This is a genomic window from Chloroflexus sp. MS-G, assembly GCF_000735195.1.
Classification (GTDB): Bacteria; Chloroflexota; Chloroflexia; order Chloroflexales; family Chloroflexaceae; genus Chloroflexus.
In genome coordinates, this window is record NZ_JPIM01000014.1 from 18,244 (window position 1) to 42,829 (window position 24,586).

Annotated in this window: 22 protein-coding genes and 1 riboswitch; of the genes, 18 read left to right on the forward strand and 4 right to left on the reverse strand. The window is 57.0% G+C overall.

Features of this window, described 5'->3' with window-relative positions; translation table 11 throughout:
• Positions 1 to 184: 184 nt before the first annotated feature.
• Complete coding sequence (locus tag JE47_RS0104160; RefSeq protein WP_031458536.1) at positions 185 to 1,570, reverse strand: MFS transporter; 1,386 nt, start codon at positions 1,568 to 1,570, stop codon at positions 185 to 187.
• A gap of 475 nt (positions 1,571 to 2,045) precedes the next feature.
• Here JE47_RS0104160 and JE47_RS0104165 point away from each other — a divergent pair, with 475 nt between their 5' ends.
• Both JE47_RS0104165 and JE47_RS0104170 read left to right on the forward strand, forming a co-directional pair.
• Positions 2,046 to 3,299 (forward strand): acyl-CoA dehydrogenase family protein, encoded by a 1,254-nt coding sequence (locus JE47_RS0104165; protein WP_028459591.1) that lies wholly within the window; start codon positions 2,046 to 2,048, stop codon positions 3,297 to 3,299.
• Positions 3,300 to 3,713: 414 nt separating this feature from the next.
• The gene (locus JE47_RS0104170; protein ID WP_035418968.1) at positions 3,714 to 4,670 is read left to right on the forward strand and encodes a 1-phosphofructokinase family hexose kinase; all 957 of its coding nucleotides are present in this window, start codon (positions 3,714 to 3,716) and stop codon (positions 4,668 to 4,670) included.
• Here the strand turns inward: JE47_RS0104170 and JE47_RS0104175 are convergent.
• Genes JE47_RS0104175 through JE47_RS0104185 form a run of 3 tightly spaced genes read right to left on the reverse strand, consistent with a single transcriptional unit; the run spans position 4,661 to position 6,515 of the window.
• Complete coding sequence (locus JE47_RS0104175) at positions 4,661 to 4,984, reverse strand: hypothetical protein (protein WP_031458538.1); 324 nt, start codon at positions 4,982 to 4,984, stop codon at positions 4,661 to 4,663. The genes JE47_RS0104170 and JE47_RS0104175 overlap by 10 nt on opposite strands.
• Positions 4,962 to 5,777: a class I SAM-dependent methyltransferase gene (locus tag JE47_RS0104180; protein ID WP_031458539.1), complete on the reverse strand. Its 816-nt coding sequence runs from the start codon at positions 5,775 to 5,777 to the stop codon at positions 4,962 to 4,964. Before JE47_RS0104180 ends, JE47_RS0104175 begins: the two co-directional genes overlap by 23 nt.
• A gap of 18 nt (positions 5,778 to 5,795) precedes the next feature.
• Positions 5,796 to 6,515, reverse strand: coding sequence for an SDR family oxidoreductase (locus tag JE47_RS0104185; RefSeq protein WP_031458540.1), 720 nt, complete (start codon positions 6,513 to 6,515; stop codon positions 5,796 to 5,798).
• Positions 6,516 to 7,091: 576 nt separating this feature from the next.
• Here JE47_RS0104185 and JE47_RS0104190 point away from each other — a divergent pair.
• The 16 genes from JE47_RS0104190 (at position 7,092) to cobM (ending at position 24,526) form a co-directional block, all read left to right on the forward strand.
• Complete coding sequence (locus tag JE47_RS0104190) at positions 7,092 to 7,661, forward strand: HD domain-containing protein (protein ID WP_028459596.1); 570 nt, start codon at positions 7,092 to 7,094, stop codon at positions 7,659 to 7,661.
• Between the two features lie 496 nt (positions 7,662 to 8,157).
• Positions 8,158 to 8,302, forward strand: a riboswitch (cobalamin riboswitch).
• A 125-nt stretch (positions 8,303 to 8,427) separates the two neighbouring features.
• A complete protein-coding gene (gene cobO / locus JE47_RS0104200; protein ID WP_031458542.1) occupies positions 8,428 to 9,036 on the forward strand; it encodes a cob(I)yrinic acid a,c-diamide adenosyltransferase in 609 nt (202 codons plus the stop codon).
• A 30-nt stretch (positions 9,037 to 9,066) separates the two neighbouring features.
• Entirely contained in the window at positions 9,067 to 13,332 is a 4,266-nt protein-coding gene (gene cobN, locus JE47_RS0104205) for a cobaltochelatase subunit CobN (RefSeq protein WP_031458543.1), read from the forward strand.
• Positions 13,333 to 13,358: 26 nt separating this feature from the next.
• Entirely contained in the window at positions 13,359 to 14,426 is a 1,068-nt protein-coding gene (cobT, locus tag JE47_RS0104210) for a nicotinate-nucleotide--dimethylbenzimidazole phosphoribosyltransferase (protein WP_031458544.1), read from the forward strand.
• A gap of 26 nt (positions 14,427 to 14,452) precedes the next feature.
• On the forward strand, positions 14,453 to 15,199 hold the full coding sequence (locus JE47_RS0104215; protein ID WP_031458545.1) for an energy-coupling factor ABC transporter permease: 747 nt from the start codon (positions 14,453 to 14,455) through the stop codon (positions 15,197 to 15,199).
• Positions 15,196 to 15,495 carry an energy-coupling factor ABC transporter substrate-binding protein gene (locus JE47_RS0104220; protein WP_031458546.1) on the forward strand — a complete coding sequence of 100 codons (300 nt, stop codon included), beginning with the start codon at positions 15,196 to 15,198 and terminating at the stop codon, positions 15,493 to 15,495. Before JE47_RS0104215 ends, JE47_RS0104220 begins: the two co-directional genes overlap by 4 nt.
• Positions 15,496 to 15,498: 3 nt before the next feature.
• Positions 15,499 to 16,263 carry a cobalt ECF transporter T component CbiQ gene (cbiQ, locus tag JE47_RS0104225; RefSeq protein WP_031458547.1) on the forward strand — a complete coding sequence of 255 codons (765 nt, stop codon included), beginning with the start codon at positions 15,499 to 15,501 and terminating at the stop codon, positions 16,261 to 16,263.
• A gap of 5 nt (positions 16,264 to 16,268) precedes the next feature.
• A complete protein-coding gene (locus tag JE47_RS0104230) occupies positions 16,269 to 17,006 on the forward strand; it encodes an energy-coupling factor ABC transporter ATP-binding protein (RefSeq protein ID WP_236631133.1) in 738 nt (245 codons plus the stop codon).
• The gene (gene cbiB / locus JE47_RS0104235; protein WP_031458549.1) at positions 16,996 to 17,919 is read left to right on the forward strand and encodes an adenosylcobinamide-phosphate synthase CbiB; all 924 of its coding nucleotides are present in this window, start codon (positions 16,996 to 16,998) and stop codon (positions 17,917 to 17,919) included. Before JE47_RS0104230 ends, cbiB begins: the two co-directional genes overlap by 11 nt.
• 5 nt (positions 17,920 to 17,924) lie before the next feature.
• Positions 17,925 to 19,322 carry a sirohydrochlorin chelatase gene (locus JE47_RS0104240; RefSeq protein ID WP_031458550.1) on the forward strand — a complete coding sequence of 466 codons (1,398 nt, stop codon included), beginning with the start codon at positions 17,925 to 17,927 and terminating at the stop codon, positions 19,320 to 19,322.
• Positions 19,319 to 19,843, forward strand: coding sequence for an NAD(P)H-dependent oxidoreductase (locus tag JE47_RS0104245; protein ID WP_031458551.1), 525 nt, complete (start codon positions 19,319 to 19,321; stop codon positions 19,841 to 19,843). The genes JE47_RS0104240 and JE47_RS0104245 overlap by 4 nt, the downstream gene beginning before the upstream one ends.
• Positions 19,840 to 20,502 carry a precorrin-8X methylmutase gene (locus JE47_RS0104250; protein ID WP_031458552.1) on the forward strand — a complete coding sequence of 221 codons (663 nt, stop codon included), beginning with the start codon at positions 19,840 to 19,842 and terminating at the stop codon, positions 20,500 to 20,502. The genes JE47_RS0104245 and JE47_RS0104250 overlap by 4 nt, the downstream gene beginning before the upstream one ends.
• 11 nt (positions 20,503 to 20,513) lie before the next feature.
• Positions 20,514 to 21,746, forward strand: coding sequence for a cobalt-precorrin-5B (C(1))-methyltransferase (locus JE47_RS0104255; RefSeq protein ID WP_031458553.1), 1,233 nt, complete (start codon positions 20,514 to 20,516; stop codon positions 21,744 to 21,746).
• Entirely contained in the window at positions 21,743 to 22,963 is a 1,221-nt protein-coding gene (locus JE47_RS0104260; protein ID WP_031458554.1) for a bifunctional cobalt-precorrin-7 (C(5))-methyltransferase/cobalt-precorrin-6B (C(15))-methyltransferase, read from the forward strand. The genes JE47_RS0104255 and JE47_RS0104260 overlap by 4 nt, the downstream gene beginning before the upstream one ends.
• Positions 22,956 to 23,681 (forward strand): precorrin-2 C(20)-methyltransferase, encoded by a 726-nt coding sequence (cobI, locus tag JE47_RS0104265; RefSeq protein WP_031458555.1) that lies wholly within the window; start codon positions 22,956 to 22,958, stop codon positions 23,679 to 23,681. Before JE47_RS0104260 ends, cobI begins: the two co-directional genes overlap by 8 nt.
• Positions 23,678 to 24,526: a precorrin-4 C(11)-methyltransferase gene (cobM, locus tag JE47_RS0104270; protein WP_035418971.1), complete on the forward strand. Its 849-nt coding sequence runs from the start codon at positions 23,678 to 23,680 to the stop codon at positions 24,524 to 24,526. The genes cobI and cobM overlap by 4 nt, the downstream gene beginning before the upstream one ends.
• The last annotated feature ends 60 nt before the right edge of the window (positions 24,527 to 24,586 follow it).

The following is a 24,586-nucleotide window of genomic DNA, read 5'->3' on the forward strand; positions in this document are numbered from 1 at the left end:
GTATATACCTATCCTATATTGTACTCCGATGTCGCAGGCAGTTGACAACGAGGGTCATCAGGTTGCCTGGCCCCCACCGTTTCCCTACGAACGCAGGTCGCCGGTCTGCGCCTAGTTGTGGGGGCTGAGGAACATACAAGAAAGGCGGGTTTGGCCCCGCCCCGCCCGATAACGACGGTGTATTTCATGAATGAACGCCTGCCAGTGCCGTCGCCCGTTCAGCCGCCCGACTCTTCAGCCCGAGTGCCAGCGGTGTGAGGATCAGCATCATGACTCCAATCACCAGGAATGCAAAGCTATAGCCGACAACTGCACCGCCACCGGTTGCTGCCAGTAAGCCGACCAACACTGCCCCCAGCAACTGACCACTACCCATAGTAACCGTCAGCAAGCCTTGCGCAGCGGCACGTTCGCTGGCCGGTACTTCGTTGAGCAGGATGTAGCGTAACGCTGCGCCCAGTAAGATTGCTAGCCCCAAGCCGATAACGATTGACGCAATGTAGAACATGACAAGCGAGGTTGACCACACTCCCAGCAGTACCATCCCGATCCCGCTGAGCACAACTCCAACACTCACGACCATCCGCGAGCCAAACCGGTCGAGCATACGCCCCGAAATCGGCGAACCGACAGCCATTGCCAGCACGATTGGTAAGAGCATAAAGCTGGCCGTTGAGCTGCTTACCCCGTAGGCTGCGGTCAGCAATGCTGGTACAAAGACGATAGACGACTCGGCGACCCCTGCGCCGATGGCTAATGCTGTTGTCAACCAGATTTGCCGTGAGCGAAAGATGGCTGGTTGCAGGATCGGCTCGACAGCCCGTCGCTCGACGGCAATGAATACCGGCACAAGTGCGGCGGCCACGATCAGCGCACCTATCGCCAGTAGTGGTAATGTCCCGCCGCGAAGCTGATCTGGCTCGAGGCTGGTCAACCCATAAGCCAGTGCCGTTAGCATGATGCCAAGAGTTACCAGCCCTACCATATCGAACGGTGTCGTCGTTGTGCGCGTGCGTCCGGGCAAGAGCCGCAGGCTGAACAGAATCAGAACTACTGCAATTGGGATGTTGACCAGGAAGAGCCATTGCCAGCCGAGCAGTAATAGCAATCCACCAATAATCGGCCCGATGAGAAAGGCAATCCCGAAGACCGCCCCGATCAAACCGAGGGCTGATCCCCGTTTCTCGGGTGGAAATGTGTCACCGATAACGGCACTAGCGACCGGAATGACACCACCAGCGCTGACTCCCTGCACTAGCCTACCTACCAACAGTAGGGTAAAAGATGGTGCGATAGCAACCAACAGTGAGCCGAGGGCAAATCCGCCCAGACTGGCGACGTACAAGAGACGGCGTCCAAAGCGATCAGAGAGGGCAGCAATGGTGGGTGTACCAACCAGATTGCCCAATACGTAGATTGAAAAGACCCATGACAGCGCTCGTTCATCGACGGCAAAGACGCGCTGAATGACCGGCAATGCCGGCCCAACGATCGCAATATCGAGCGCTGCCATTAAGACACCGACAAATAGGAGTCCCAGAATTTGATTCCGCTGTCGTTCACTGTTCATAAGCTGTACTCTCCTCAATTTTGTACTTATACCGACCGACCGGTCGGTTTGTATTATAGCACAAGGGGTGCATAATTGAGAAGAGAGCGGAGAGAGCGGAAATGAGGTGAGGAGTGAGAAGTGAGCAGGGAGTACGGAGGACAATACCCTTCACCGGAAAGATAGAATCAGGTTCCCAACCTGCTCGCGGAGGGGCCTGTAGCAGATGTACTGGTATGGGGAGAGATGAGGAAGGGGTTGATGAGGTGGGTGAGGGTTCCAGCCGTTCATCCCAAAACACGGCCTTTCAGCCCGTGCTACCAGGTGACCATACGGATCGGTGATTATCCGTTGGCAGGGGTGTGAATGTGTTCTTGTCGCTCTGTGCAACTACTGGCGAAGGAAAGAGCCTTGCCCCCAAATCGCGGTATAATCAGAGTATTCGACGAACGGCAAGCGTGCATTTTTGCGCTGCCCGATACAAAGGAGTATCACAATGGATTTGACGGCAAATTACGATATGTTTCTCGGCCCCGAACACGAGATGCTGCGCCAGACCGTGCGTAACTTCGCCGAACGGGAAGTAGCACCATACATCCGCGAGTGGGATCGAAGCGGCGCAAAGGCGGAAGGGCCAGAGGATCGACCGTATCTGCGTCCGGTTCTGAAACGGATGGGAGAGCTGGGTTTTCTCGGTATCTGTATTCCGCAGCGCTACGGCGGGGCCGGCATGGATTATCTGGCGCTTGCCGTGGTGTGCGAGGAGCTTGAGCGTGTTGATAGCTTTCTGCGTGTGGTGATGAGTGTGCATACCGGGCTAAACTCACTCTCGATTTTTCAGTGGGGAACGGAAGAGCAAAAACAACGCTTTCTGGTACCGCAGGCGCGCGGTGAGAAGCTGGCTGCATACTGTCTCACTGAACCCAATAGCGGTACTGATGCCGCAGCGATGCAGGCGACCGCCCGCCGTGAAGGTGATGAATACGTTCTCAATGGTGAGAAGATTTGGATCAGCCTTGCCGATCTGGCCGATAACTTTCTGGTGTTTGCCAAGACCGATCCCAGCGCCGGGCCACGCGGTATTACTGCTTTTATCGTCGAGCGCTCGATGCCCGGTGTCCGCAGTTACCCCATTCACGGCAAATTGGGAGTACGCGCCGGCAACACCGGCGGCGTTGTCTTCAACGATGTGCGGGTACCGCTCTCGCACCGGCTTGGTGAAGAGGGGGAAGGCTTTAAGATCGCGATGGCTGCGCTTGATAATGGACGCTATACCGTTGCCGCTGGCGCAACCGGTCTGATCCAGGCCAGCCTTGAGGCGAGTATCCGCTACGCCCGCGAACGACAAACGTTTGGCGTTCCCATTGCTGAACATCAACTCGTGAAGCGTATGATCAGTCATATGGTGCGCAAACTCGATACATCGCGGCTCCTCGTCTACCGGGCGGGCTGGATGAAGAATAAGGGTATTCGCAACACTCGTGAGACGACATTAGCCAAGTGGCATGCGACTGTCAGTAGCTTTGAGGCTGCCGACGATGCCATTCAGATTCACGGTGCATACGGATACGCCGATGAGTATCCAGTTGAACGGTATTTGCGCAATGCGCGCGGTGCGATTATCTACGAAGGCACTCGCGAACTGCAAGAGTTGTTGCAGGCCGATTTTGTGATGGGCTACCGCAAATATCCGAAGCTACGCTGTGAACTGCCAGCGTATGATCCGGATTTCTGGGAAAGTGATGGTTAATGTTGCTGCTTTCAGTCCTTTGCTGATCGGAATGAAGCAGGCGTCGCTCTGCCATCAGCGAACAATATCAAGCGCCTATCCGAAATCTCCTATCGCAGCAGAAGATTGGTCGGGGTGCAGCGTCGCTGCGCCGAGAAGAGGGCGGCGGGATGCGTCTGATGGTGGCGTTGCGGGGTAGGCAACGTGGGAATGGTCGATGCGCTGGGTGGCGGGTACTGGTCGGGACGAGGCGCCTCCTCGCCCCGACAGGTGTCCACGGTGATGATCGTGGAGCGCCTGTCCGACATACCCTGTTGCAGCAACAGAATTCGGTTGGGGCGAGCAGCCCTGTGCCCGTCCATTGGGAGGTAGGAGGGGCGAGGCGGTGCCTCGCCTCTACTGATCCGTTCAACATTTGAAAGCAGGTCTTGCGCGATGATAGAATATAACGACCTGAGCGAACTATCACCATTCCTCATCATTACACCCAATCCAGCAATTGATCGGATACTGGTCGTTCCCGCACTCCAGATTGGTCAGGCGCAACGGGTACAAGAATCGCGGATCGCGGCTGGCGGCAAAGGCTTGAATGTAGGCAGAGCAATGAAGTCACTTGGTGTTACTGCGTCGATCCTGGCGCCACTCGGTGGCTTTACCGGTCAACAGGCTACACACCTGGCTCGGCGTGAGGGTTTAGCGCTCAGTGATGTTCCTATCGGCGATGAGACACGAGTTTGTACGTTGGTCGTCGATCTGGCTACGCAACAGGTCACCGTCCTAAACGAAATTGGGCCACAGCTTACTGCTACGGAGTGGGTAACGTTCGAGCAAGCGATCCTAGACAATCCGGCGACGTGGCATCTCTTTTGTGGTAGCCTCCCGCCGGGGGTTGAAGCATCAACGCTAGCAGCATTAATCAGAGCGTTGCGTATACGAGGAAAACGGGTTCTGATCGATACCAGCGGTGCAGCGCTGGCAATGGCAATTACCGCTCAACCGGACGTGGTCAAGGTCAATGGCGAAGAGCTAGGGGGTCTGTTCGGCGACCATATCAATAATGAACACACCGCTTACCAGGCCGCCATCCGTCTACACCGGGAAGGGATCGAGCAGGTGATCGTTACACTTGGTGCCGATGGTGCGATTGGTGTCAATCGAACAACGGTTGTCAAAGCTACCCCGCCGGCAGTATCGGTTCAAAACCCGATTGGTTGCGGAGATTCATTCTTTGCCGGCCTGGCTATCGCGCTTGAACGCGGGCAACCACTCGCTACGGCACTCCGGCTGGCTACCGCTTGTGGCGCAGCCGATGCCCAAACGCTGGCTCCCGGCCACATCGCCTACGCTACCGTCAACGCACTTGCCGAAAAGGTGCACTTACGCTACTGGTGAACTTCAGCCGGTTGGGGTGGTGAGGCATCGATCAGACGTGCTAACTGCCGCATTTGATCAGCATTCAGATATGCACTCCGCTGCCCAGAGGCTGTATAAAAAGCCAGATCGCCGGAAGCGCCAAGGATGAGACGGTACGATCCCAGCTCACGAATCCGCTTCTGCACCGAACCGAGCAGTTCGCGTAGTACAGCTACCTCATCAGCATTCAGCACCACAGCATCGTAGCCACGGATTAGATGGTGTAACACCAACGCCGGTGTTGCTTCAGGATGGTACGCTGCCTCAAATTCACCGATCAGCGCAATCCGCATCCTCTGCCTCCCTCGCGACCGGTCGGTCGCGAACTGCAACGACCACCTGCCAGATACTCGTCTCATCGAACGGAACTGGCGGCAAGCTTGTATCGCCGAACACACTGAGCGGGCGTAGTCCGGCAGTGCGTAGCATCGCTGTTAATTCCGGAAACCCGTATAGTCGAATCTGATCGCCAGGATGAGTAACATCAATACCACGACTGACATCAACATAGCGGTAATCAATTTCGAGCACTGCCCGGCGCGGGTCAAAGCGGGCTTCGCGTAAAACGAAACCACTTCCAATGGGATACCAGCCACTCCGAAAGTCATGCAGATAACGACCAATCTGGTAGGGATTGAGACACTGTAACAAGAGCTTGCCACCGGGCACTAAAGTGTGCGCAATGCCGTTCAAGACGGCCTGATTCGTCTCATCGTCGAAAAAGCCAAGACTGCTGTTCATCAACAAAACGGCATCAAAGCGCTCGTGGTAGGGTAAACTGCGCATATCGCCGGTGACAAACTCGACATTCAGCCCCCGTTCGGTGGCTGCTGTACGGGCATGGCTGATCACCGACTCCGCAGCATCAAGCCCAACCACCGTCCAGCCACGTTCGGCCAGCATCAGACTGTGCCGCCCATTGCCGCATGCTAGATCAAGGATTGTCTCAACGCCTTGTAAGCCGAGGGCGTTGATCAGAAAATCAACTTCACGGCGGGTTAGCTCATCGGCGTATTGCCGATAATGAGCAAATTCATAGACCTGAAATAACTCTTCCCACCACTCACGCGAAGCCTGTTCGGGCATTATAAACTCCTGACCCGCCTACAGATCGACAGTGCGCGGCATAATTGGCAATTCATCAACGCGCAGACTCGGTGGCAGTGTACACACCCAGAGTAACGCCTGCGCCACATCATCAACCGTCATCAGACGCTTACGCAAATCTTCAGCCGGGTTCAGCGGTGCAATATCAGCATTGATCATCCCAGAGTATACGGTAGTCACAAAGACATTGTACGGGCGTAACTCTTGTGCCAGGGCTTGTGACAGGCCCGATAACGCGAACTTGGCGGCGCAAAACGGTGCAATGTTCGCCACGCCAACCTTCCCAACCCGTGAGCCGAGATTGACAATGGTACCACTCCGCTGACGCTTCATATACGGTACCACTGCCCGCATCAAATAAAATACGCCGTTAAGATTGGTATTCATAACCTCTTGCCACTCGGCGTCGGTAAATTGCTCGAGCGGCGCAATCTTCTCGATATTGCCGGCACAGTTTAACAAGATATCGACTCGCCCCATCATCTGGACGGTCGTGTCCACCAGATACTGGACCTGTGATGAGACCGTAATGTCGGTTGGAATTGCGAAAGCGTTGTGGCCCTCGGTTGTGATCATGCTGACCAAATGTTCAAGCCGTTCACGTCGCCGGGCAGCGACCACGACCGTCGCTCCTTCGCGAGCGAAGAGCCGGGCAGCGGCGTAACCAACCCCACTAGAAGCACCGGTAATAATTGCAACTCGTCCTCTTAACTTCATGACATTCTCTCCGAATACTGCTGGAAATCACGGCTTCATAGATATTATACCTGAAGAATAAAATAAAATCGGCGCTGATGAAGGGACAGTCGGCGTTTGCAAAGTTTTCATCGTTTGGACCGAACGGTTGCCGATGGTCCCCGACCCATGCGCTTGCCTGGGCGCGCAGGTCTCTGGTCTGGGTCTTGCAGTAACATGGCAAGAAACCATCGTGTGTCGCATGAGGATGCCATCATCCCCCAGGCCCTCGCAAGGCGAGGTCGGGGAAACCTTCCCTTACCATACGGTGACGAGCATGATTGGTGGGACAACCAGAGGTTTGCCGCAGATGACCGCTACATCGTCCGTATCAATCGGGCCAACCTATACCAGGACGGTTGAACAGCAGTCTGAACAGGTTTCACCGCTCACGCCAAGCGCGGGCTAGCAGCTCGCGCTTCCGGGTCATAGGAGCATTCTCAGAACTTTCTAAGGCAAGCTTGGTTATACTCTGGTAGAATCATTGTGCTACTATTGCGTTAGTGTGCGAGAGATGGTATAACATAACAGGTAACAACATACAGGAAAAGGGTCGCGATGTACTGGGAAACCATCACTGATCTGTTACACCACCCACGAGTTATCGAGACACGTTACCATATGCACCACAGTGTTCCCAAGCATGATCATCTTATGCGTTCGGTACACTTCTCGTACTATCTGGCACCATTTTTTGGCGCCGATCAGGTAACGTGTGTTCGTGCTGCCCTCTTACACGACCTCGACTCGCGTTATGGTACCCTGACCACTCATGGCGCTATTGCGGCACGGGTAGCTGCTGAGCTGGGCGAGCCGGAAGCAGTTTCGGCAGCTATCATTAGCCACATGTACCCCTTTGGCCCACGTCCAACCACTCGTGAAGGGTGGGTATTAGCGGTAGCTGACAAACTGGCTTCACTGGCCGATCTGAGTGCATTTATCGGTGGGTTGTTCTCTGGGCGGAGTCTCCATATTCGCCGCCAGCTCTGCAAGAGTGACCCCTTTTACGCCTCGCGCCGTGCCCGACGACGGCACCGCCGTCTGATCAGTTCACTCTGGCGGCGACTGGGCCGTAAGGGCCTTAGCTGGTGGCGTTTCGATGGTCGTGAAACGGTAGGGCGGGTTTAGAGTCCGTGGTTGGATACAGCTATCAGAGGTCAAGACGGAGTTTTGGTAGGGGCGCAGCGGTGCTGTGCCCCTACCACATTATGACATAGTGGCGATGCGGGGATGAATATGGCGCTGGGCAATGCGGGCCAGTGGCCCGCGCACCCAGGGGGCGCAGCGGTGCTGTGCCCCTACCACATTACGATATAGTGGCGATGCGGGGATGAATATGGCGCTGGGCAATGCGGGCCAGTGGCCCGCGCACCCAGGGGGCGCAGCGGTGCTGTGCCCCTACCACATTATGACATAGTGACATAGTGGCGATGTGGGGATGGGTACGGGTAGATGGATAACAACATGATGGCGGGGTTACATCCACACGCTTCAGTGAACAGGTTTAGAAATCACCCTGTTCGGTGTAGTGAGGGATAGCCGGTACGCAGATGTGATCGATGTCTCACCACTGCACACCTCGCTGCCAAACCTGTGCTATAATTGCTGCACATTGTACATTGCACATTCAATCATCCGTCGCGGTGACCCGTAGGCCCGGATGCCAGGGCGTAAAGGTGGAAGCTGGTGAGAGTCCAGCGCTGTGCCGCAACTGTAACCGGCTACTATAAGCCGGAAGCCAGGACGCCTGCCGCGATAGAGTGTTCGTTCAGCCCTTCTCGAGCTAAGGAGGATGAACGAGGCCTGCATGAGGCTATCATGTGGCGTCATCGTTTCATAGCCCCGACCGAGAAGGTCGGGGTTTTTGTTTATATGTCAATGGAAGGAGATGGCCTTGTCTGAGGAGACAACTGCACCGGTTGGGCCGGGTTCCTCGCCCGAAGCGGCTGCACGTCGTAAAGCGGTTCGCGCCAGTCATCAAGCGAAGGGGCTGGTGATTGTCAACACCGGTGAAGGGAAGGGGAAGACTACCGCCGCGCTTGGCATTTTGTTGCGCGCCTGGGGAAGAAATATGCGCGTCGGTGGTGTGCAGTTTATCAAGCACGAACAGGCAAGATTTGGTGAATTGCGGGCACTCGAACGCATAGGGATTACGTTGACGCCCCTCGGTGATGGGTTTACCTGGACGAGCCGCAATCTCGATGAGACCCAGGCCCGTGCATTGCATGGCTGGGAAATCGCCAAACAACAGATTACGAGTGGTAATTTCGATGTCTTTCTGCTCGATGAGTTTACATATGTGATGCACTATGGCTGGCTGCCTGCCACTGAGGTTGTAGAGTGGCTGCGAGCGAACAAGCCGCCAATGTTACATCTCATCATTACCGGTCGCTATGCACCGGCAGAACTGATCGAGTATGCCGATCTGGTCACGGAAATGCGTGAAGTAAAGCATCCATTCCGCGACCAGGGGATTCGGGCACAGCCAGGGATTGAGTACTAACAGCTCCCTAAGCCGGTACACGGGGGACACATGGGCGAACAGCTTAAGCGCAATATGGTGCAGCGGCTCGATGGGCGGCTGGTAAATGCCGGCGCCCGTCGGGGGATGTTGATCGTCTGCGCAACCGGTTGCTGCTGTGGTCATACGGAACGTGGTTTTGCGCCGGTTCCGACCGATCTGTACCATCAAGAATGGGAACGCCGTCGTTTGCGCAATCGCGTTCATCTCAGTCAGGGTGGGTGTCTGGGGCCATGCCCGCTGGCGAATGTTGCCCTCTTGTTGTTTGATGGCCGTCCCTATTGGTTTCACTCGCTCAATGATCCGGCGTTAGTACCGGTTCTGTACGATTTTATCGAAGACTTGTTGGCTGCTGAGCGTCCTGTTGCGCCACCACCAGCGCTGGCGCCGCATGTGTTCAATGGCTTTGCCTGGAATGGCGTGGAAGCTGCGACAACTACTCTCGACCGTTTGCCAGCAGTGGCCGGCAGTGGGATTCTTGTTTTGAGTCAGGCCGACACCGATCTCTTGGCCCTCGAGCAGGCACAGACGCTGCTCCCAGAAGGTTTTGCTCCGCTGTATATGGCGCATATTGGCCGCTTGACCGAACCAACTGCAATAGATCGCTTGCTTGAACAACATCTACCGGCGGCAGCCATTGTGGTGGTGCGGCTCCATAGTCCGGCTGCGTTTCTGTACGGTTTGGAACGGTTACAGCAGTGGGCTGCGGCTACCGATGGTTTTCTGCTCTGCCTGCCAGCAGTCGATGAGGTAGACCCTGATCTAATGGCCCGATCAACGGTGGGAGTACCATTGGCGATGCTGATCAGCGCCTATTTTCGGGCAGGCGGGGCGGTGAATCTGGCCAACGGACTGCAATGTCTGAGTGACCATCTGCTGGTAAGCGGATGGGGCTACGATCCGCCGATTGATCTCCCCTTGCATGGGATGTATACCCCGCCACGACCGGCACGCCGTGGCCGCAGACAAGATGCGGCGACTATCACGGCGGCAGCAAGCGATGCACCGACAGTTGGTGTGCTCTTTTACCGTGCCCATCTTCTGAGCGGGAATACAGCGTTTGTTGATGCACTGATCACGGGCTTGCAGGCACGTGGGATGCAGGTACGCGCTGTCTATACGCAATCGCTAAAGTCAACCGCTTCCGACGGTTTGCCGATTGGGTTAGGATTGTTGCAGCAAGCTGGCCCACCGGATGTGATCGTTTCGACCCTTAGTTTCGCCCTTGGTGCTGATGATCCGCATCCGTTCAGTCGTCTTGATGTTCCGGTGGTGCAGGCACTGCTCAGTAGCAGCAGTCGTGAGGTGTGGCAACGCGATGGTCGTGGCCTTGGGCCGCTCGATACAGCCATGAACGTTGCTCTACCAGAACTCGATGGCCGTATCATCGGGGTGCCGATTGCGTTCAAGTCGCAGGAAGGGGAAACAGCCGCCCATTCATTACCGGATCACGAACGGATCGAGCGCCTAGCTGGGTTGGTCTGGCGATTGACCCGGTTGCGCCGGAAGCCGAACAGCCAGAAGCGAATTGCTATCATCTTGACGAATAGCAGTGCGAAAGCGCAACGGATCGGAAATGCTGTTGGCCTGGATGCACCGGCGTCGTTGATGCGTATCTTTGCGGCTCTCAGTGAAGCTGGTTATACCGTGGGTGAATTACCAGAGAGTGGTGATCACCTGATTGCCAGTCTAATCGCACGCTGTTCGTATGATGAGACCTGGCTGACAACCGAGCAGTTGGCACAGGCCTATCGTATTCCTGGCGAAACCTATCGGCGCTGGTTTGCCGAATTACCGCTGCCGTTGCAAGAGGCTATGATCCGTCAGTGGGGACCGCCCCCCGGCCAGGCGTATGTACACCGCGGTGATCTGGCGCTGGCCGGAATGGAAGTTGGCAACTGCTTTATCGCCCTCCAACCACCACGTGGCTACGATATGGACCCTGACGCCATTTATCACCGACCTGATTTACCGCCACCGCATAACTACTACGCCCTTTACCGCTGGTTGCGTGATGAATGGCGAGCTGATGCCATGATCCATCTCGGCAAGCACGGTACCCTCGAATGGTTGCCTGGTAAAGGGGTTGGTTTGAGTGCCCTTTGTTTTCCCGATCCCTTCCTGGCTGATATGCCTTTGATCTACCCTTTCATCATCAACGACCCCGGTGAGGGTACACAGGCAAAACGGCGCGCCCACGCGGTCATTGTGGATCATCTCACCCCACCGATGACAAGTGCCGGTGCATATGGTGATCTGGCCGAGCTGGCTCAACTGGTTGATGAGTACTATCGTATGGAGCGACTCGATCCAACCAAGCTACCACTCTTGCAACGGCAGATTTGGAATGTGCTCCAACGTAGTCAATTGGCCGATGACCTACGCTACATATTGCAGGCCGATCACGGTGATCATCGTCACGAGTGGGATGGCAGTGTGCTGGATGATGGCACACCGACTGTCCTGGCTGAACTAGAGGGGCGCGAGGTGGCCCATCTCCTCGAAGACATTGAAGGGTATCTGTGCGAGCTGACCGGTGCCCAGATTCGTGATGGGTTGCATATTCTCGGTACATTGCCAGAAGGTGAGCAGTTCGTCGATCTCGTGTATCATCTGCTGCGGTTGCCAAATCTCGATGCCCCTAGTCTGCCAGCCGCCGTCGCCACTGCACTTGGCGTTGACTGGTCGGCATTACAGGAAGCGCCAGGGCGGCGGCGCGCCGGAGACGAGCACTTTTTGACGAATGCCGATCTGATTGAACACATCGAAACACTCTGTCGAACCCTACTGCGTCAGCTTTGTGACCACGACTGGGCTGCGTCGGCAATTGGTGAGGTGGTAGCACAGGTGCTACCCGGTTGCAGTGACAGTTCACCTATCTTGCAAGCCCTACACTACGCCTGTGACCAGCTTGTGCCACGGCTCCGCCAGAGTGCCGCTGCCGAAATCGAACATCTGCTGGCAGCCTTGGCCGGACGCTTCGTACCACCAGGGCCAAGTGGTGCCCCCACACGAGGAATGGCGCATGTGTTGCCCACTGGACGCAACTTCTACAGCCTTGATCCGCGTAGCGTGCCCAGTATGGCTGCCTGGGAGACCGGCCAGGGGCTGGCAAATGATTTGTTGCGCCGCTATCAGCGGGAATACGGCACATGGCCCGAAAGTGTGGGTATCAGCATCTGGGGTACTAGTCTTATCCGTACTGCGGGTGATGATGTGGCGCAGGTGATGGCCTTGTTGGGCGTGCGACCGCGCTGGCAACGCGAAAATCGGCGGGTTATCGGCTTTGAGGTTATTCCGCTCGCCGAATTGGGACGGCCACGCATCGATGTCGTCTGTCGGATTAGTGGCTTCTTCCGCGATGCGTTTCCGCATCTGATTGAGCTGCTTGATCAGGCAGTGCAGACGATCATTGATCTTGAGGAACCGCTTGAACTGAATTTCCCGCGTAAGCATGCCCACCTGACAGCGCAGACCCTGGCAGAGGGTGGTATGCCCGTTGAAACGGCACAACGTGAAGCGCGCTACCGCATCTTTGGCAGCCCACCGGGAAGTTACGGTGCCGGGATGCTCCCCCTGATCGATGGGCAAAACTGGACGAACGATACCGATCTGGCGCACGTGTATCTACGCTGGGGCGGCTATGCGTACACCGCCACTGAACAGGGTGTCCCGGCAGAAACAGCTTTTGCGGCTGCGCTCAGCACGGTACAGGTCGCTACCAAAAATCAGGACAATCGCGAACACGATATTTTCGACAGCGATGATTATTTTCAGTTTCACGGTGGCATGATCGCAACGATTCGGGCCCTCACCGGACGGAATCCGGCGCGCTACTTTGGTGATAGCAGTGATCCGTCACGACCGCGCACTCGCGATCTACGTGAAGAAGCCCGTCGTGTCTTTCGGGCGCGGGTGGTCAATCCGAAATGGCTGGAAAGTATGCGTCGGCACGGGTACAAAGGTGGCCTAGAACTGGCGGCAACTGTTGATTACCTCTTCGGCTACGATGCGACGGCCCAGGTACTGGCCGACTGGATGTATGAGCAGGTTACAGAACGGTATGTACGTGATCCGGACGTACAGCAGTGGTTGCAAGAAGTGAATCCCTGGGCATTACAGGCGATTGCCGAACGGCTCAACGAAGCAATTGGTCGAGGAATGTGGCGTAATCCTTCACCGGAAGCCCAAGCCACCATCGCCGAGATTCTGAACCAGGGTGAAGCTGTGCGCGAGGGACTGTCTACGGCACAGGACGACTATCACGAATCAGCGTAGCAATAAACAAAGGAAAGGAGGAACCCATGGATCTGCTTCAAACAACTATCAATCAGATCGGGCCACTCGACGATCAGGCAGCTACTGCTGCGCGTCGCCGCCAGGATACGCTTACGAAACCAGCAGGTTCACTCGGACGATTGGAAGAGCTATCGATCCGGATTGCCGGTATCACCGGACGCGAACGGCCACGGTTAACTACGCCGGCTGTGATTGTCATGGCCGGTGATCACGGTGTTGCCCGCCAGGGTGTCAGTGCATTTCCAAAAGAGGTTACTCCACAAATGGTCTTAAACTTCTTGCGTGGGGGCGCAGCGATCAACGTGCTGGCCCGTCATGTCGGCGCCCGTGTGATCGTAGTTGATATTGGTGTTGCAACCGATTTACCGGCCCATCCTGAGCTAATCAGTCGCAAACTTGCGTATGGTACAGCCGACTTCACCGAAGAACCGGCAATGAGTCGCGAGCTTGCCCGACAATCAATAGAAGTTGGTATTACGTGTGCGAATGAAGCGATTGATAGTGGAGTCGATCTGCTGGCTACCGGAGAAATGGGCATTGCCAACACCACGGCAGCGAGTGCCATTGTCGCCGCGATCACCGGTCGCCCGGCCAGCGAGGTGACCGGACGCGGTACCGGTATTGACGATGCCGGTTTGGCTCGAAAAATTGCGGTCATCGAGAAGGGCCTGACGCTCCATCGTCCTCATCCGAACGATGGTCTCGACGTGTTGGCGAAGGTAGGCGGCCTGGAAATCGGCGGCCTGGCTGGTGTCATACTCGGCGCGGCGGCCCGACGGGTGCCGGTCGTTATCGACGGTTTCATTTCGGGGGCAGCAGCCCTGATCGCAGCAACGTTAGCACCTGCCGCCACGCCGTATATGATCGCCGGTCACCGCTCGGTTGAGCGTGGGCATAGTGCCGTCTACAGCCATCTCGATCTCCAACCGCTCCTCGATCTCAACATGCGGCTGGGAGAAGGTACCGGTGCAGTCCTGGCAATGTCAATCTGTCAGGCAGCTTGCAAAATACTCGACGAGATGGCAACATTTGCTGAAGCTGGTGTGTCGGAAGGTGAGCAGCAATCGAAGTAGCAATGTATCAGCAATGGAGGTCTCCGATGAAACGATGGCAGCGGTGGCTTATCGTCAGTGTAGGGGCGGTCCTCTTCCTTGTGTTTGAGGCGCGACCGGCGTATGCGATGCACATCATGGAGGGGTTTCTCCCGCCACTGTGGGCATTGTTTTGGTTTGTGGTGGTCATTCCCTTTTGGGTCATCGGTGTTCGTCGCCTCCGTGCACTTATCAGCGATACTCCTGAAGTCCGTCTCTTGCTTGGCTTTGCCGCCGCATTTACCTTCGTTCTCAGTGCCCTGAAATTGCCCAGTGTCACCGGATCGAGCAGTCACCCGACCGGCACCGGGCTCGGTGCCATCCTGTTTGGGCCATGGGTGATGAGTATTCTCGGCTCGATCGTGTTGCTGTTTCAGGCCCTCTTGATTGCACACGGTGGTCTCACCACCCTCGGCGCGAATGCATTTAGTATGGCGGTCGTCGGCCCGTGGGTGGCATGGCTCATCTGGCGGAGTCTGAACGGACGCGCACCCTTCTGGGTAACCGTCTTTCTGGCGGCAGCGCTGGCCGATCTCACCACGTATGTGGTCACCGCCCTGCAATTGGCACTTGCGCATCCCGATCCGGTCGGTGGCATCGGCGCATCCATTATCAAATTCGGCGCCATCTTTGCCGTCACGCAAATACCGCTCGCGATCAGCGAAGGGGTCCTGACGGTGTTGATCATGAATGCCTTGCAAACGAATGCCAAAGCAGAACTGGAAGCCCTTGCGGTGAAAGGAATCCGTCCATGAACGCACAACCGTTATCCTGGCCGGTCGTTATGATCTTGAGTCTGATCGTCGTTGCGTTGGCAGTCGCGCCGCTGCTGCTCATTCGCGATACCGAGTTCGGTGGTGCCGATGCTGCGGCAGCACAGGCGATTACCGAGGTGAACCCCGACTATACGCCATGGGTTGTGCCCCTGTTTGAGCCACCGGGGAGCGAGACAGAAAGTCTGTTGTTTGCCCTTCAAGCCGGGCTAGGCGCCGGCGTGATCGGCTACTTCTTTGGCTGGCAGCACGGTCGGCGTCAACAACGAGATCGGTGATCCATGCTGCGGGTGATCGATCGCTACGCCTTTACCAATCGGCTCCGCATGGTCGATCCGGCTCAGAAGAGCGCGATCGCACTGACAACGATCGTGCTCTGCCTCGTCCTCGACCGACCGTTGGTCAGCGGGCTGGCGCTGCTCTGGATGGTCGGTCTTGCCATCGGCTATGCGCGTCTCCCATGGCGAGTCGTGATTGCCGTCCTGAGCACCGAGAGTATGTTTCTGATGCTATCGGTCATCGGGATTGCGGTACGCCTCGGCGTTGACGCATCGACTGCTGCGGTGCCGATTGGGCCGTTCTGGGTGAGTATGGACCGTTCATCCGTCCTGCTCGCGGGGCAGGTCTTCATCCGGGTGATCGCGTGCGTGTCGGCGCTCAATGTTCTGGCCTTGACCACGCCGCTGGTCGATCTGATCGATCTCTTCCACCGATGGCGGATACCGACTATTCTGATCGAGGTGATGATCCTAAGTTATCGGGCTATCTTTCTCTTGCTTGACACGCTCGAGCGCATGGTCATCGCGCAGAAAGCCCGACTGGGATATGCTTCCTGGCGTTCAACGCTGCGGAGCTCGGCGCTTATTGGTAGTCAGTTGTTCATGGCTGCGTATCAGCGCAGTCGGATGCTCGAACAGGCGTTGATCGGTCGCGGATTCTGCGGCGAGGTGCGCGTGTTACCGATCAGGTATCACCACGATTGGCGCTTGTGGGCCTTTCTGGTGCTCATGGTGATCACCGTGAGCCTGGCACGCATGTGGGGATAACAGCCATGCTGACGTTTGAACGAGTCTCGTACCGCTTTGACGGTTCTTCGGTTCCGGCACTCCAGAACGTTTCCTTGACGATTCCCACCGGGCAGCGGGTTGCGATTCTGGGGCGCAACGGCGCCGGGAAGAGTACGTTGCTGTTGGTTGGTGCAGGGCTGCTTCGTCCGCAACAGGGCCAGGTTCGTCTTGGTGATCGTCCAATCGGCTATGCACGCGCCGACATGCGGTACGTTCGGCAGTATGTGGGAATGGTGATGCAATCACCGGACGAGCAACTCTTTAGTGCCAGTGTCTGGCAAGACATCAGCTTTGGGCCACTCAATCTGGGATTACGCCCTGCAGAAGCAGAGGACGCGGTACGTGAAGCCGCTGCATTGTGCGACGTGACCGATCTCCTCGACCGCCCAACCCACGCGCTGAGCGGTGGGCAAAAGGCGCGCGTGGCGCTGGCCGGGGTACTGGCGATGCGGCCGCAGTATCTTCTGGTCGATGAAACCACCTCTGGGCTGGACCTGTGGGCGAGGCAGCAGATTCTGCGGGTGTTTGATCGATTGGTTGCCCAAGGACGAACCGTCGTCATGGCGACTCATGATCTCGCGCTCACCAGGCGCTGGGCCGATCTGGTGATTGTGTTGCACGGAGGCAGCGTCGCTGCGGTTGGTTCTCCCCGACAACTATGGAACGATGAAGCAATCCGTCTGCTCATCGCTCCGCCAGAGGTATGGTGTGATGAGCATTGAACGACTACGCCGGCGGTGCACCATCGCGCTCTTAGCATTGGCGATTGATCAGGGTCTGGGTGATCCATTGGGGAATCTGCACCCAGTTGCGCTCATGGGACACTGGCTGCGCCTGGGCGAGCGATATGCCCCCGATACATCATGGGCGCGCTTAGTTTGGGGAGCAGGTTGGCTAGGGTTGGGCTGGTGGTTGAGCAGTAGTGTTGTGTCCTGGCTACCGCAGCACTGGTTGGCACAGAGTGGCTGTGCCTCGTTCCTAATGGCCTATCGTGACCTGGATCGAGCCGTGGCCGCGGTAGAAACTGCCCTCGCCAACGGTGATCTCGTTGCAGCACGTCGCTTACTGGGCTGGCACCTGGTCAGTCGCCCTACCGCCGATCTCAGTGCGGCTGAGGTTGCCGGGGCTGCAATCGAGTCGCTGGCCGAGAACCTCAGTGATAGCGTGATCGCACCCCTCCTGGCGCTATTGATCGGCGGTCTACCGGCAATGGTAATCTACCGTTTTACCAACACTGCCGACGCGATGTGGGGCTATCGTACACCAACTTACGAATACCTGGGCAAGGTCGCTGCGCGCTGCGATGATGGCTTCAACATCATACCGGCTCGTCTGACGGCGATCCTGATTGCATTAGCGGCGCAGATCGTCAACCGGCGTGGACGAGAGGCCTGGCACATTGCACGACGTGACGCAGGGAAGACGGCTTCACCTAACGCGGGCTGGCCGATGGCGGCAATGGCCGGAGCGCTCGATACGATACTCACGAAGCGTGATCATTACGCGCTCGGCAGTGGCTCGTGCGTTCCCAATGCCGCCATGATCGCGCAGGCCCGACAGATCGTGCGCTTGGCGGTAGGGATGGTGGTGATCGGGTTAGGTATCGGCGTGGTATTCCAGCGCTGGCAGAGGTAATGGCAATGACGAAGACAGCTCTTCTCTTGATTGGACACGGAACCGACGATCCAGACGGCCTTGCTGAATATCACCAATTGGCGAGTCTGGTGCAAGAACGGCTCGATTGCTCTGTACAACCCTGTTTTCTGGAGCTGGCCGATCCCCCGATTGGTCAGGCGCTCGATGAGTGCGCTCGCGCTGGTTATCGGCGCATCATCGCCCTACCGTTGCTCCTAGGGGCTGCCGGTCATCAGAAGAACGATATTCCGGTGGCCTTGCAGCAGGCAAGACTACGCTGGCCTGACGTGACCATTCACTACGGCGCTCCGCTCGGCGTCCAGTATGCCCTACTCAAGGCGTTAGCTGACCGGTTGCATGAGGCTGAAGCGGCAGTACCGCCGGTTCCTCGCGCCGAGACCGCCCTCGCTCTGATCGGACGAGGCAGTAGCGACCCCGACAGCAATGCCGACGTTGCGCGTATGGCGCGTCTGCTATGGGAAGGGCGCGGCTATGCTCACGTTATGTATGGCTTTTACAGTATCACCACGCCAAGGGTACCTGAAACGATAAAAGCCTGTGTTGCGCTTGGCGCCCGTCGGATCATTGTGATACCGTATCTGCTCTTCAGTGGGCGTATTTTGCAACGGATCAGATCACAGGTCAACGATGCACGCTCACGCTATCCTGATCATGATTTCGTGGTGACCGAACATCTTGGGCTTCACGAAGGCGTGATTGCCGCCATCCAGCAACGATTTCAAGAGGCAACCGAGGGGTACGCCGCAGTAAACTGTGATGTTTGTAAATATCGACGCCTGTTTCCGGGCTACACCGCCGACTTTGGTCGGCCACAGACCAGCGATCACGAACACGGGTTGCGTGGCGAGACAGCGAACAACGGGATGAAAACCATCTTGCCGCCACGCTACCGTGGCGGTCGTCCGGTAAGTGCTGCACCGATGAGTGCAGCGCCGCTTGTCTTCGACGAAACCGGGCAGGTGGCGTGGGATCGCATTTGGGGCGGTGATGATCCGAGCAATCCCTTCTGTGAACTGGCATTAGCCGGTGGCCCACCTCATCGCGGTACCCTGCTCGAACCGGTTGATCCGGAAACCATACGGGTCGATCCAGAAGGCTACGCCCGTGTCATTGCTGAACTTCGCCGCGCCTTGACGATGGTGACCGATCTGCCGGTCACTACCGATGTCGCACCAGGCTGGATTGGTCTGATTTGCGAGAGCGAAGAGATGGCTATCTGGCTGTTACGTGCGATCATCGTAGAAAATGTCAGTGTACGACGGGAAGATCGCACCTTGCTGTTGCCCGCAGGCCCACAGTTTCGCCTTGATGGAGAGATCAAAAACGTGGTCACGGCAGTCGCCAAGACCTACCACTACTGGAAAGAGCATATTCAACGATGAACAACACAATGTGCCATATCTTCATCCTGCACGACGTAGGTGATACCATCGCTCACCTGGCCCAGGCAATTGCCGATGGCGCCACATCTGTGCCTGGCGTAACGGTCAAGATCAGCCAACCCAATCATGCCACCAAAGCCGATCTGATCGAGGCCGACGGTATCATTATCGGTACGCCAAACTGGACAGGGATCAAAGGTACGCTCAAACGCTGGCTCGACACTACCGGCGATCTATGGGAAGAAGGCAGTTTAGCCGGAAAGATCGGTGCTGCCTTCACCAGCAGCGCCGGACGACATTCGGGTACCGAGTTTACCCTACTCTCGGTGCTGCACTGGATGTTGGGTGGCGGGATGATTATTGTTGGCTTACCGTGGAGTGAAATGATGATCCGATCCGGATCATACTACGGTGCAACTGCTGTTGGCGCAGTGACTGAGGAAGACCTGGCTCAGGCATACGCGCTGGGGCGGCGCGTAGCAGAAGTGGCAGTTCAATTACGGCGAGGAGCAATGCCATGAACAACCATGCGTTGCCAACGGCGAGTGGCGCCGAGATCGCCGCACGCTCGTTTGCTATCATTCGTGCCGAGCTGGCTGCCCGCAACGTTATCGTACCATCGCCACTCGTGGCCATCGTAGAACGAGTCATTCACACCACCGCCGATTTTGAGTTCGCCGAGCTGATCAAGGCCAGCTCTAGTGCAGTTGAAGCCGGTATTACCGCCTTGCAGCGTGGATGTGCGGTCATCACCGATGTGCAGATGGTGCGAGTCGGGATCGATCAACGACGGTTGCACCATCTCGGTGGTCGTGTTGATTGTTTCAACGATAGCGAACCGGTGCTGGCATTCGCTGCTGCTACTGGTCTTACCCGTAGCGCGGCGGCCATGCGCTGGGCGTATGAGCAGGGTCGCCTGGATGGAGCCATCGTGGCGATTGGCAACGCACCAACCGCTCTGCTTGAGGTGATCGCTCTGCTCGATCGTGGTGCACGACCGGCGTTAATCGTTGGTACACCGGTTGGCTTCGTCAACACTGTCGAGAGCAAAGAGGCTCTCATGGCCTGTACCGATGTCGAATGGATCGTTAGCGTCGGGCGCAAAGGTGGATCGCCGGTGGCGACGGCGGTTGTCAATGCGCTGCTGCGGCTGGCAACGGGTGAAGATAACAGCGCATAATGGAGATGCCCATGGCCGATATGGTTCCACCACGGAATAAACGCGGCACACGCACCGGCTATACCACCGGCAGTAACGCTGCGGCAGCGGCGAAGGCGGCTACCATCGCGCTCTTGAGTGGACGCTGGCCGGAACAGGTCACGATTACGCTGCCAATCGGTGAGACAGCAACAATGACCCCGGCCATCACCCGGCTTGATGCCGATGGTGCATACTGCTGTATGGTGAAGGATGCTGGCGATGACCCTGATGTGACCCACGGGGCCTTGATCTGCGCCCAGGTACGGATTGTTGCCACACCGGGGATACATATTGAGGGTGGGCAGGGTGTCGGTCGAGTAACGCTGCCCGGTCTCGGCTTACCAATCGGCGGTCCTGCAATTAACCCGGTGCCCCGCCAACAAATTACCGCGAATGTTATCGATGCAGTACGTGAATATGCGCCCGATGGTGAGGCCTTTCTTGATCGGCAGGGGCTTGAGGTTATCATCAGTGTGCCCGATGGCGAACGGATCGCCCAGAAGACTCTAAATCCCCGACTTGGGATTGTGGGCGGTATCAGTATTCTCGGTACAACCGGCAAAGTCTTCCCATACAGTACGGCAGCCTGGCGAGCCAGTGTGATCCAGGCTGTGGAAATGGCAGCTCGGAACGGTGTGCCAAAAATTATCTTATGTACCGGTGGTCGTTCAGAAAAATTCGCTATGCAGATTTTTCCCGAATTACCAGAAATTGCGTTTGTCGAGTTGAGTGTGTTCACTGGCGATGCTCTGAAGGTATGTGTCAGTCATGGGGTTTCAGCGGCTGCATTTGTAGGTATGATCGGCAAGATGATCAAAACCGCTCAGGGCCACATGCAAACCCACGTCGCCGGTAATCAGGTTGATTTTACGTTTCTGGCTCAGGTCTGTCGCGAAGTTGGTGCGCCAGATACCTTCGTCGAGGAAGTAGCACGTGCCAACACTGGTCGGCACTTTCTCGAACTGTGCCAGGCCAATGGTCTGATAGCACCACTGCAACGGATTGTCGAATTGGCGCTCGATCAATGTCTGCGGTTCATTACCAGTCTGGGTGGAACGATGGATTTTGAGACGATTCTCGTCGATTTCGACGGGAACGTGCTTGCACGTGCGGCCAGAACCGGTATGCAACCAACGACACCGATAACACCACCGCCACCGCTGATCGAACGTCTACCGAACGAACCGTTGCCTGAGACCGACGAGCCGGTGGAGGATGTATGAGTCGACGCACACCTATTTTGGTTGTTGGTCTGACTGCTGCCGGCGCCGAGGGCCTGCCCGTTCATCTCTGCGAACGGATTCGGCGCGCCGATTTGCTGGTTGGCGGTAAGCGACAGCTCGCGGCGTTTGCCGATGTTCCCGCTGAACGCCTGACCATCGAAGCTAGCGTTGAACCGGCCCTATCGCGGTTGTATAGTGCCTGGGAGAGCGGAGAAACCGCCGTCGTGCTGGCATCGGGTGATCCTCTTTGGTACGGTATTGGCAGTAGCTTGCGCCGGCGGTTTCCACCCGAAGCGCTTGAGATCATACCGGCACCTACGGCGGCCCAACTTGCGTTTGCCGCCCTCGCCGAACCCTGGCACGACGCCATCTTACTCAGTGCGCACGGGCGTCCATTTGCCAATATCATTCCTGCGGTTCTTGGCGCAGCTAAGGCAGCAATCCTGACCGATCATCAGCAGACACCAGCAGTCATTGCGCAGGCGTTGATCACTGCCGGATTAGCACCAGATAGTCGCTGTGCGGTATGTGAACAGCTCGGCGGAACACAACAACGAGTTGTACGAGCAACGCTCGCCGAGATCGTGAACAGTACGTTCGATCCGTTGAATGTGTTGATTGTCTGGAACGACCAGCCGCGTCAGCCGGTTCCACCCGGTTTACCCGATGAAGCTTTTAGAACTGAAGCCGGTCAATTGACAAAACGCGAGGTTCGGCTGCTCAATCTGGCCGAACTGGCAATTCGGCCAGGTGAGGTGTTGTGGGACATCGGCGCCGGTAGTGGATCGGTAGCGATTGAGGCAGCTCGGGCATGGCCAACCGCGCAGGTCTATGCAGTTGAGCGCCGGGCGGTTTTCATTGATCACATTCAGACGAATCTGCGCCGCTTCCCGGCGCCCAATCTGCACGTGTTTCATGGCGAAGCGCCAGAAGCATGCCGGTCGTGGCCTGATCCGCATGCTGTATTTGTGGGTGGCAGCGGTGGGCGTCTATCCGACATCGTAACGCTGGCTCGCCAACGACTGCACCCTGCCGGGCGATTGGTGATCAATCTCGTCATGACCGGCCATCTTGCCCAGGTAGTGCAGCTCTTACCAGGGGCCCGGGTTACCCATGTTCAGATCAATCGTGGGGCACCAATTCAAACTGATTTGCGGTTTGCCGCACTCAACCCAGTGTATATCGTTGTCTGGCGAAAAGAGGCAACCTATGACTGAACTTCCCGAGCTGATCGCCGTCGGCGTTGGTCCCGGTGATCCGGAATTGATTACGCTTAAGGGATTACGCGCCATTCAAAGCGCTGATGTCATTTTCACCCCCCTTAGTCGTGAGGGTGATGCCAGTATCGCGCTACAGATTGCCACACCCTGGATCGATCAAGAGCGCCAGCGTCTAGTGAGTCTGCCTCTGCCAATGACTCGCGATGCCGGTCAATTGCGCCCAGCCTGGCAAGCGGCTGCCGCAACGATTCAGCAAGAACTGACCGGCCGACAACGGGGTGTCTATCTCTTACTCGGTGATCCTCTACTGTACGGCACATTCAGTTATCTGTGGCGTGAACTACACACTGCTGCCAACATCACCGTCAAGATCATTCCCGGCATCACCTCATTTGCTGCGGCTGCCGCTGCCGGTGGTGTCCCGTTGACCATGGCCGACGAGCGGTTCGTCGTGTTGCCGGCCAGCTATGAAACCGACATGCTCACTCTGCAACGGCTGCTCAACGATTTCAATACCGTTGTGCTGATGAAAGCCGGTACGGCCCTACCAACAATTGTCACAGCCTTGCAGCAACTCAATCTGCTCGACAATGCCCTCTACGCCGAGCGAGTCGGGTTGGAGGGCGAATTCATCACCCGCGATCTGCGCACACTCGATCTCCAGCATCGTCCTTATCTGTCGTTGGTCATCGTTCGTCGTGGAGGATGGCTATGATCTACCCTGCTACTCCAGGTACCGTCTATTTTGTCGGTGCCGGCCCCGGTGCCCCCGATCTTATTACAGTGCGTGGACGTGATCTTCTGGCACAGGCTAACCTGATCCTCTACGCTGATAGTCTGGTAGATGCAGCCCTACCGTTGGCGTATGCCCGGCCTGAAGCACGCATTATCGGCTCGGTCGAAATGCACCTCGCGCAGATCGTACAGGTGATGAGCGAAGCGGCACGGGCCGGGCAAGTGGTGGTTCGCTTACACAGCGGCGATCCGGCGCTGTACGGAGCGATTCACGAACAGATGGTGGCGCTTGACGAAGCCGGTATTCCCTACGAGATTGTACCCGGTGTCACCGCAGCCTTCGCCCTCGCCGCACGCCTTGGTGTTGAGTTGACGGTGCCCGAACTGGTGCAAACCATCATCCTGACCCGCCCCGGCGGACGAACACCGTTGCCAGAACGCGAACATCTACGCGGCCTGGCGGCTCACGGTGCTTCGCTGGCGATCTACCTGGGGATTACCCGTATTCAGCAGGTGGTTGACGATCTCTTGGCCGGTGGTGTTTACACGCCAGAAACGCCGGTTGTAGTGGCCTATCGCGTCTCCTGGCCCGATGAAGTGATCATCCACGGCACGTTAGGCGATATTGTCGCCAGCGTGAAGGCTGCTGGCTTTACCCGTCAGGCTCTGATTCTAGTCAGTGCGGCGCTCGATCCAGCCCACAAACGTACTGACCGACCGACCAGCCATCTCTACAATCCGCAGTTTAGCCATCGCCTTCGACGGCGTATCGTGTCAGATGATGGAAATGGTGAGAACAGCGATCAGTCTGCTTTCCATTCTTAGGCCTGATATGAGGAACGAGAGCGATCTCCTGAGCAAGAACAAGCACCTCTTGACCAAGAC

Bases quoted from the DNA above. Each gene is read 5' to 3' on its own strand.
- JE47_RS0104160 (WP_031458536.1), bottom strand. From the start codon at position 1,570: ATGAACAGTGAACGACAGCGGAATCAAATTCTGGGACTCCTATTTGTC.
- JE47_RS0104165 (WP_028459591.1), top strand. From the start codon at position 2,046: ATGGATTTGACGGCAAATTACGATATGTTTCTCGGCCCCGAACACGAG.
- JE47_RS0104170 (WP_035418968.1), top strand. From the start codon at position 3,714: ATGATAGAATATAACGACCTGAGCGAACTATCACCATTCCTCATCATT.
- JE47_RS0104175 (WP_031458538.1), bottom strand. From the start codon at position 4,984: ATGCGGATTGCGCTGATCGGTGAATTTGAGGCAGCGTACCATCCTGAA.
- JE47_RS0104180 (WP_031458539.1), bottom strand. From the start codon at position 5,777: ATGCCCGAACAGGCTTCGCGTGAGTGGTGGGAAGAGTTATTTCAGGTC.
- JE47_RS0104185 (WP_031458540.1), bottom strand. From the start codon at position 6,515: ATGAAGTTAAGAGGACGAGTTGCAATTATTACCGGTGCTTCTAGTGGG.
- JE47_RS0104190 (WP_028459596.1), top strand. From the start codon at position 7,092: ATGTACTGGGAAACCATCACTGATCTGTTACACCACCCACGAGTTATC.
- cobN (WP_031458543.1), top strand. From the start codon at position 9,067: ATGGGCGAACAGCTTAAGCGCAATATGGTGCAGCGGCTCGATGGGCGG.
- cobT (WP_031458544.1), top strand. From the start codon at position 13,359: ATGGATCTGCTTCAAACAACTATCAATCAGATCGGGCCACTCGACGAT.
- JE47_RS0104215 (WP_031458545.1), top strand. From the start codon at position 14,453: ATGAAACGATGGCAGCGGTGGCTTATCGTCAGTGTAGGGGCGGTCCTC.
- JE47_RS0104220 (WP_031458546.1), top strand. From the start codon at position 15,196: ATGAACGCACAACCGTTATCCTGGCCGGTCGTTATGATCTTGAGTCTG.
- cbiQ (WP_031458547.1), top strand. From the start codon at position 15,499: ATGCTGCGGGTGATCGATCGCTACGCCTTTACCAATCGGCTCCGCATG.
- JE47_RS0104230 (WP_236631133.1), top strand. From the start codon at position 16,269: ATGCTGACGTTTGAACGAGTCTCGTACCGCTTTGACGGTTCTTCGGTT.
- cbiB (WP_031458549.1), top strand. From the start codon at position 16,996: ATGAGCATTGAACGACTACGCCGGCGGTGCACCATCGCGCTCTTAGCA.
- JE47_RS0104240 (WP_031458550.1), top strand. From the start codon at position 17,925: ATGACGAAGACAGCTCTTCTCTTGATTGGACACGGAACCGACGATCCA.
- JE47_RS0104245 (WP_031458551.1), top strand. From the start codon at position 19,319: ATGAACAACACAATGTGCCATATCTTCATCCTGCACGACGTAGGTGAT.
- JE47_RS0104250 (WP_031458552.1), top strand. From the start codon at position 19,840: ATGAACAACCATGCGTTGCCAACGGCGAGTGGCGCCGAGATCGCCGCA.
- JE47_RS0104255 (WP_031458553.1), top strand. From the start codon at position 20,514: ATGGCCGATATGGTTCCACCACGGAATAAACGCGGCACACGCACCGGC.
- JE47_RS0104260 (WP_031458554.1), top strand. From the start codon at position 21,743: ATGAGTCGACGCACACCTATTTTGGTTGTTGGTCTGACTGCTGCCGGC.
- cobI (WP_031458555.1), top strand. From the start codon at position 22,956: ATGACTGAACTTCCCGAGCTGATCGCCGTCGGCGTTGGTCCCGGTGAT.
- cobM (WP_035418971.1), top strand. From the start codon at position 23,678: ATGATCTACCCTGCTACTCCAGGTACCGTCTATTTTGTCGGTGCCGGC.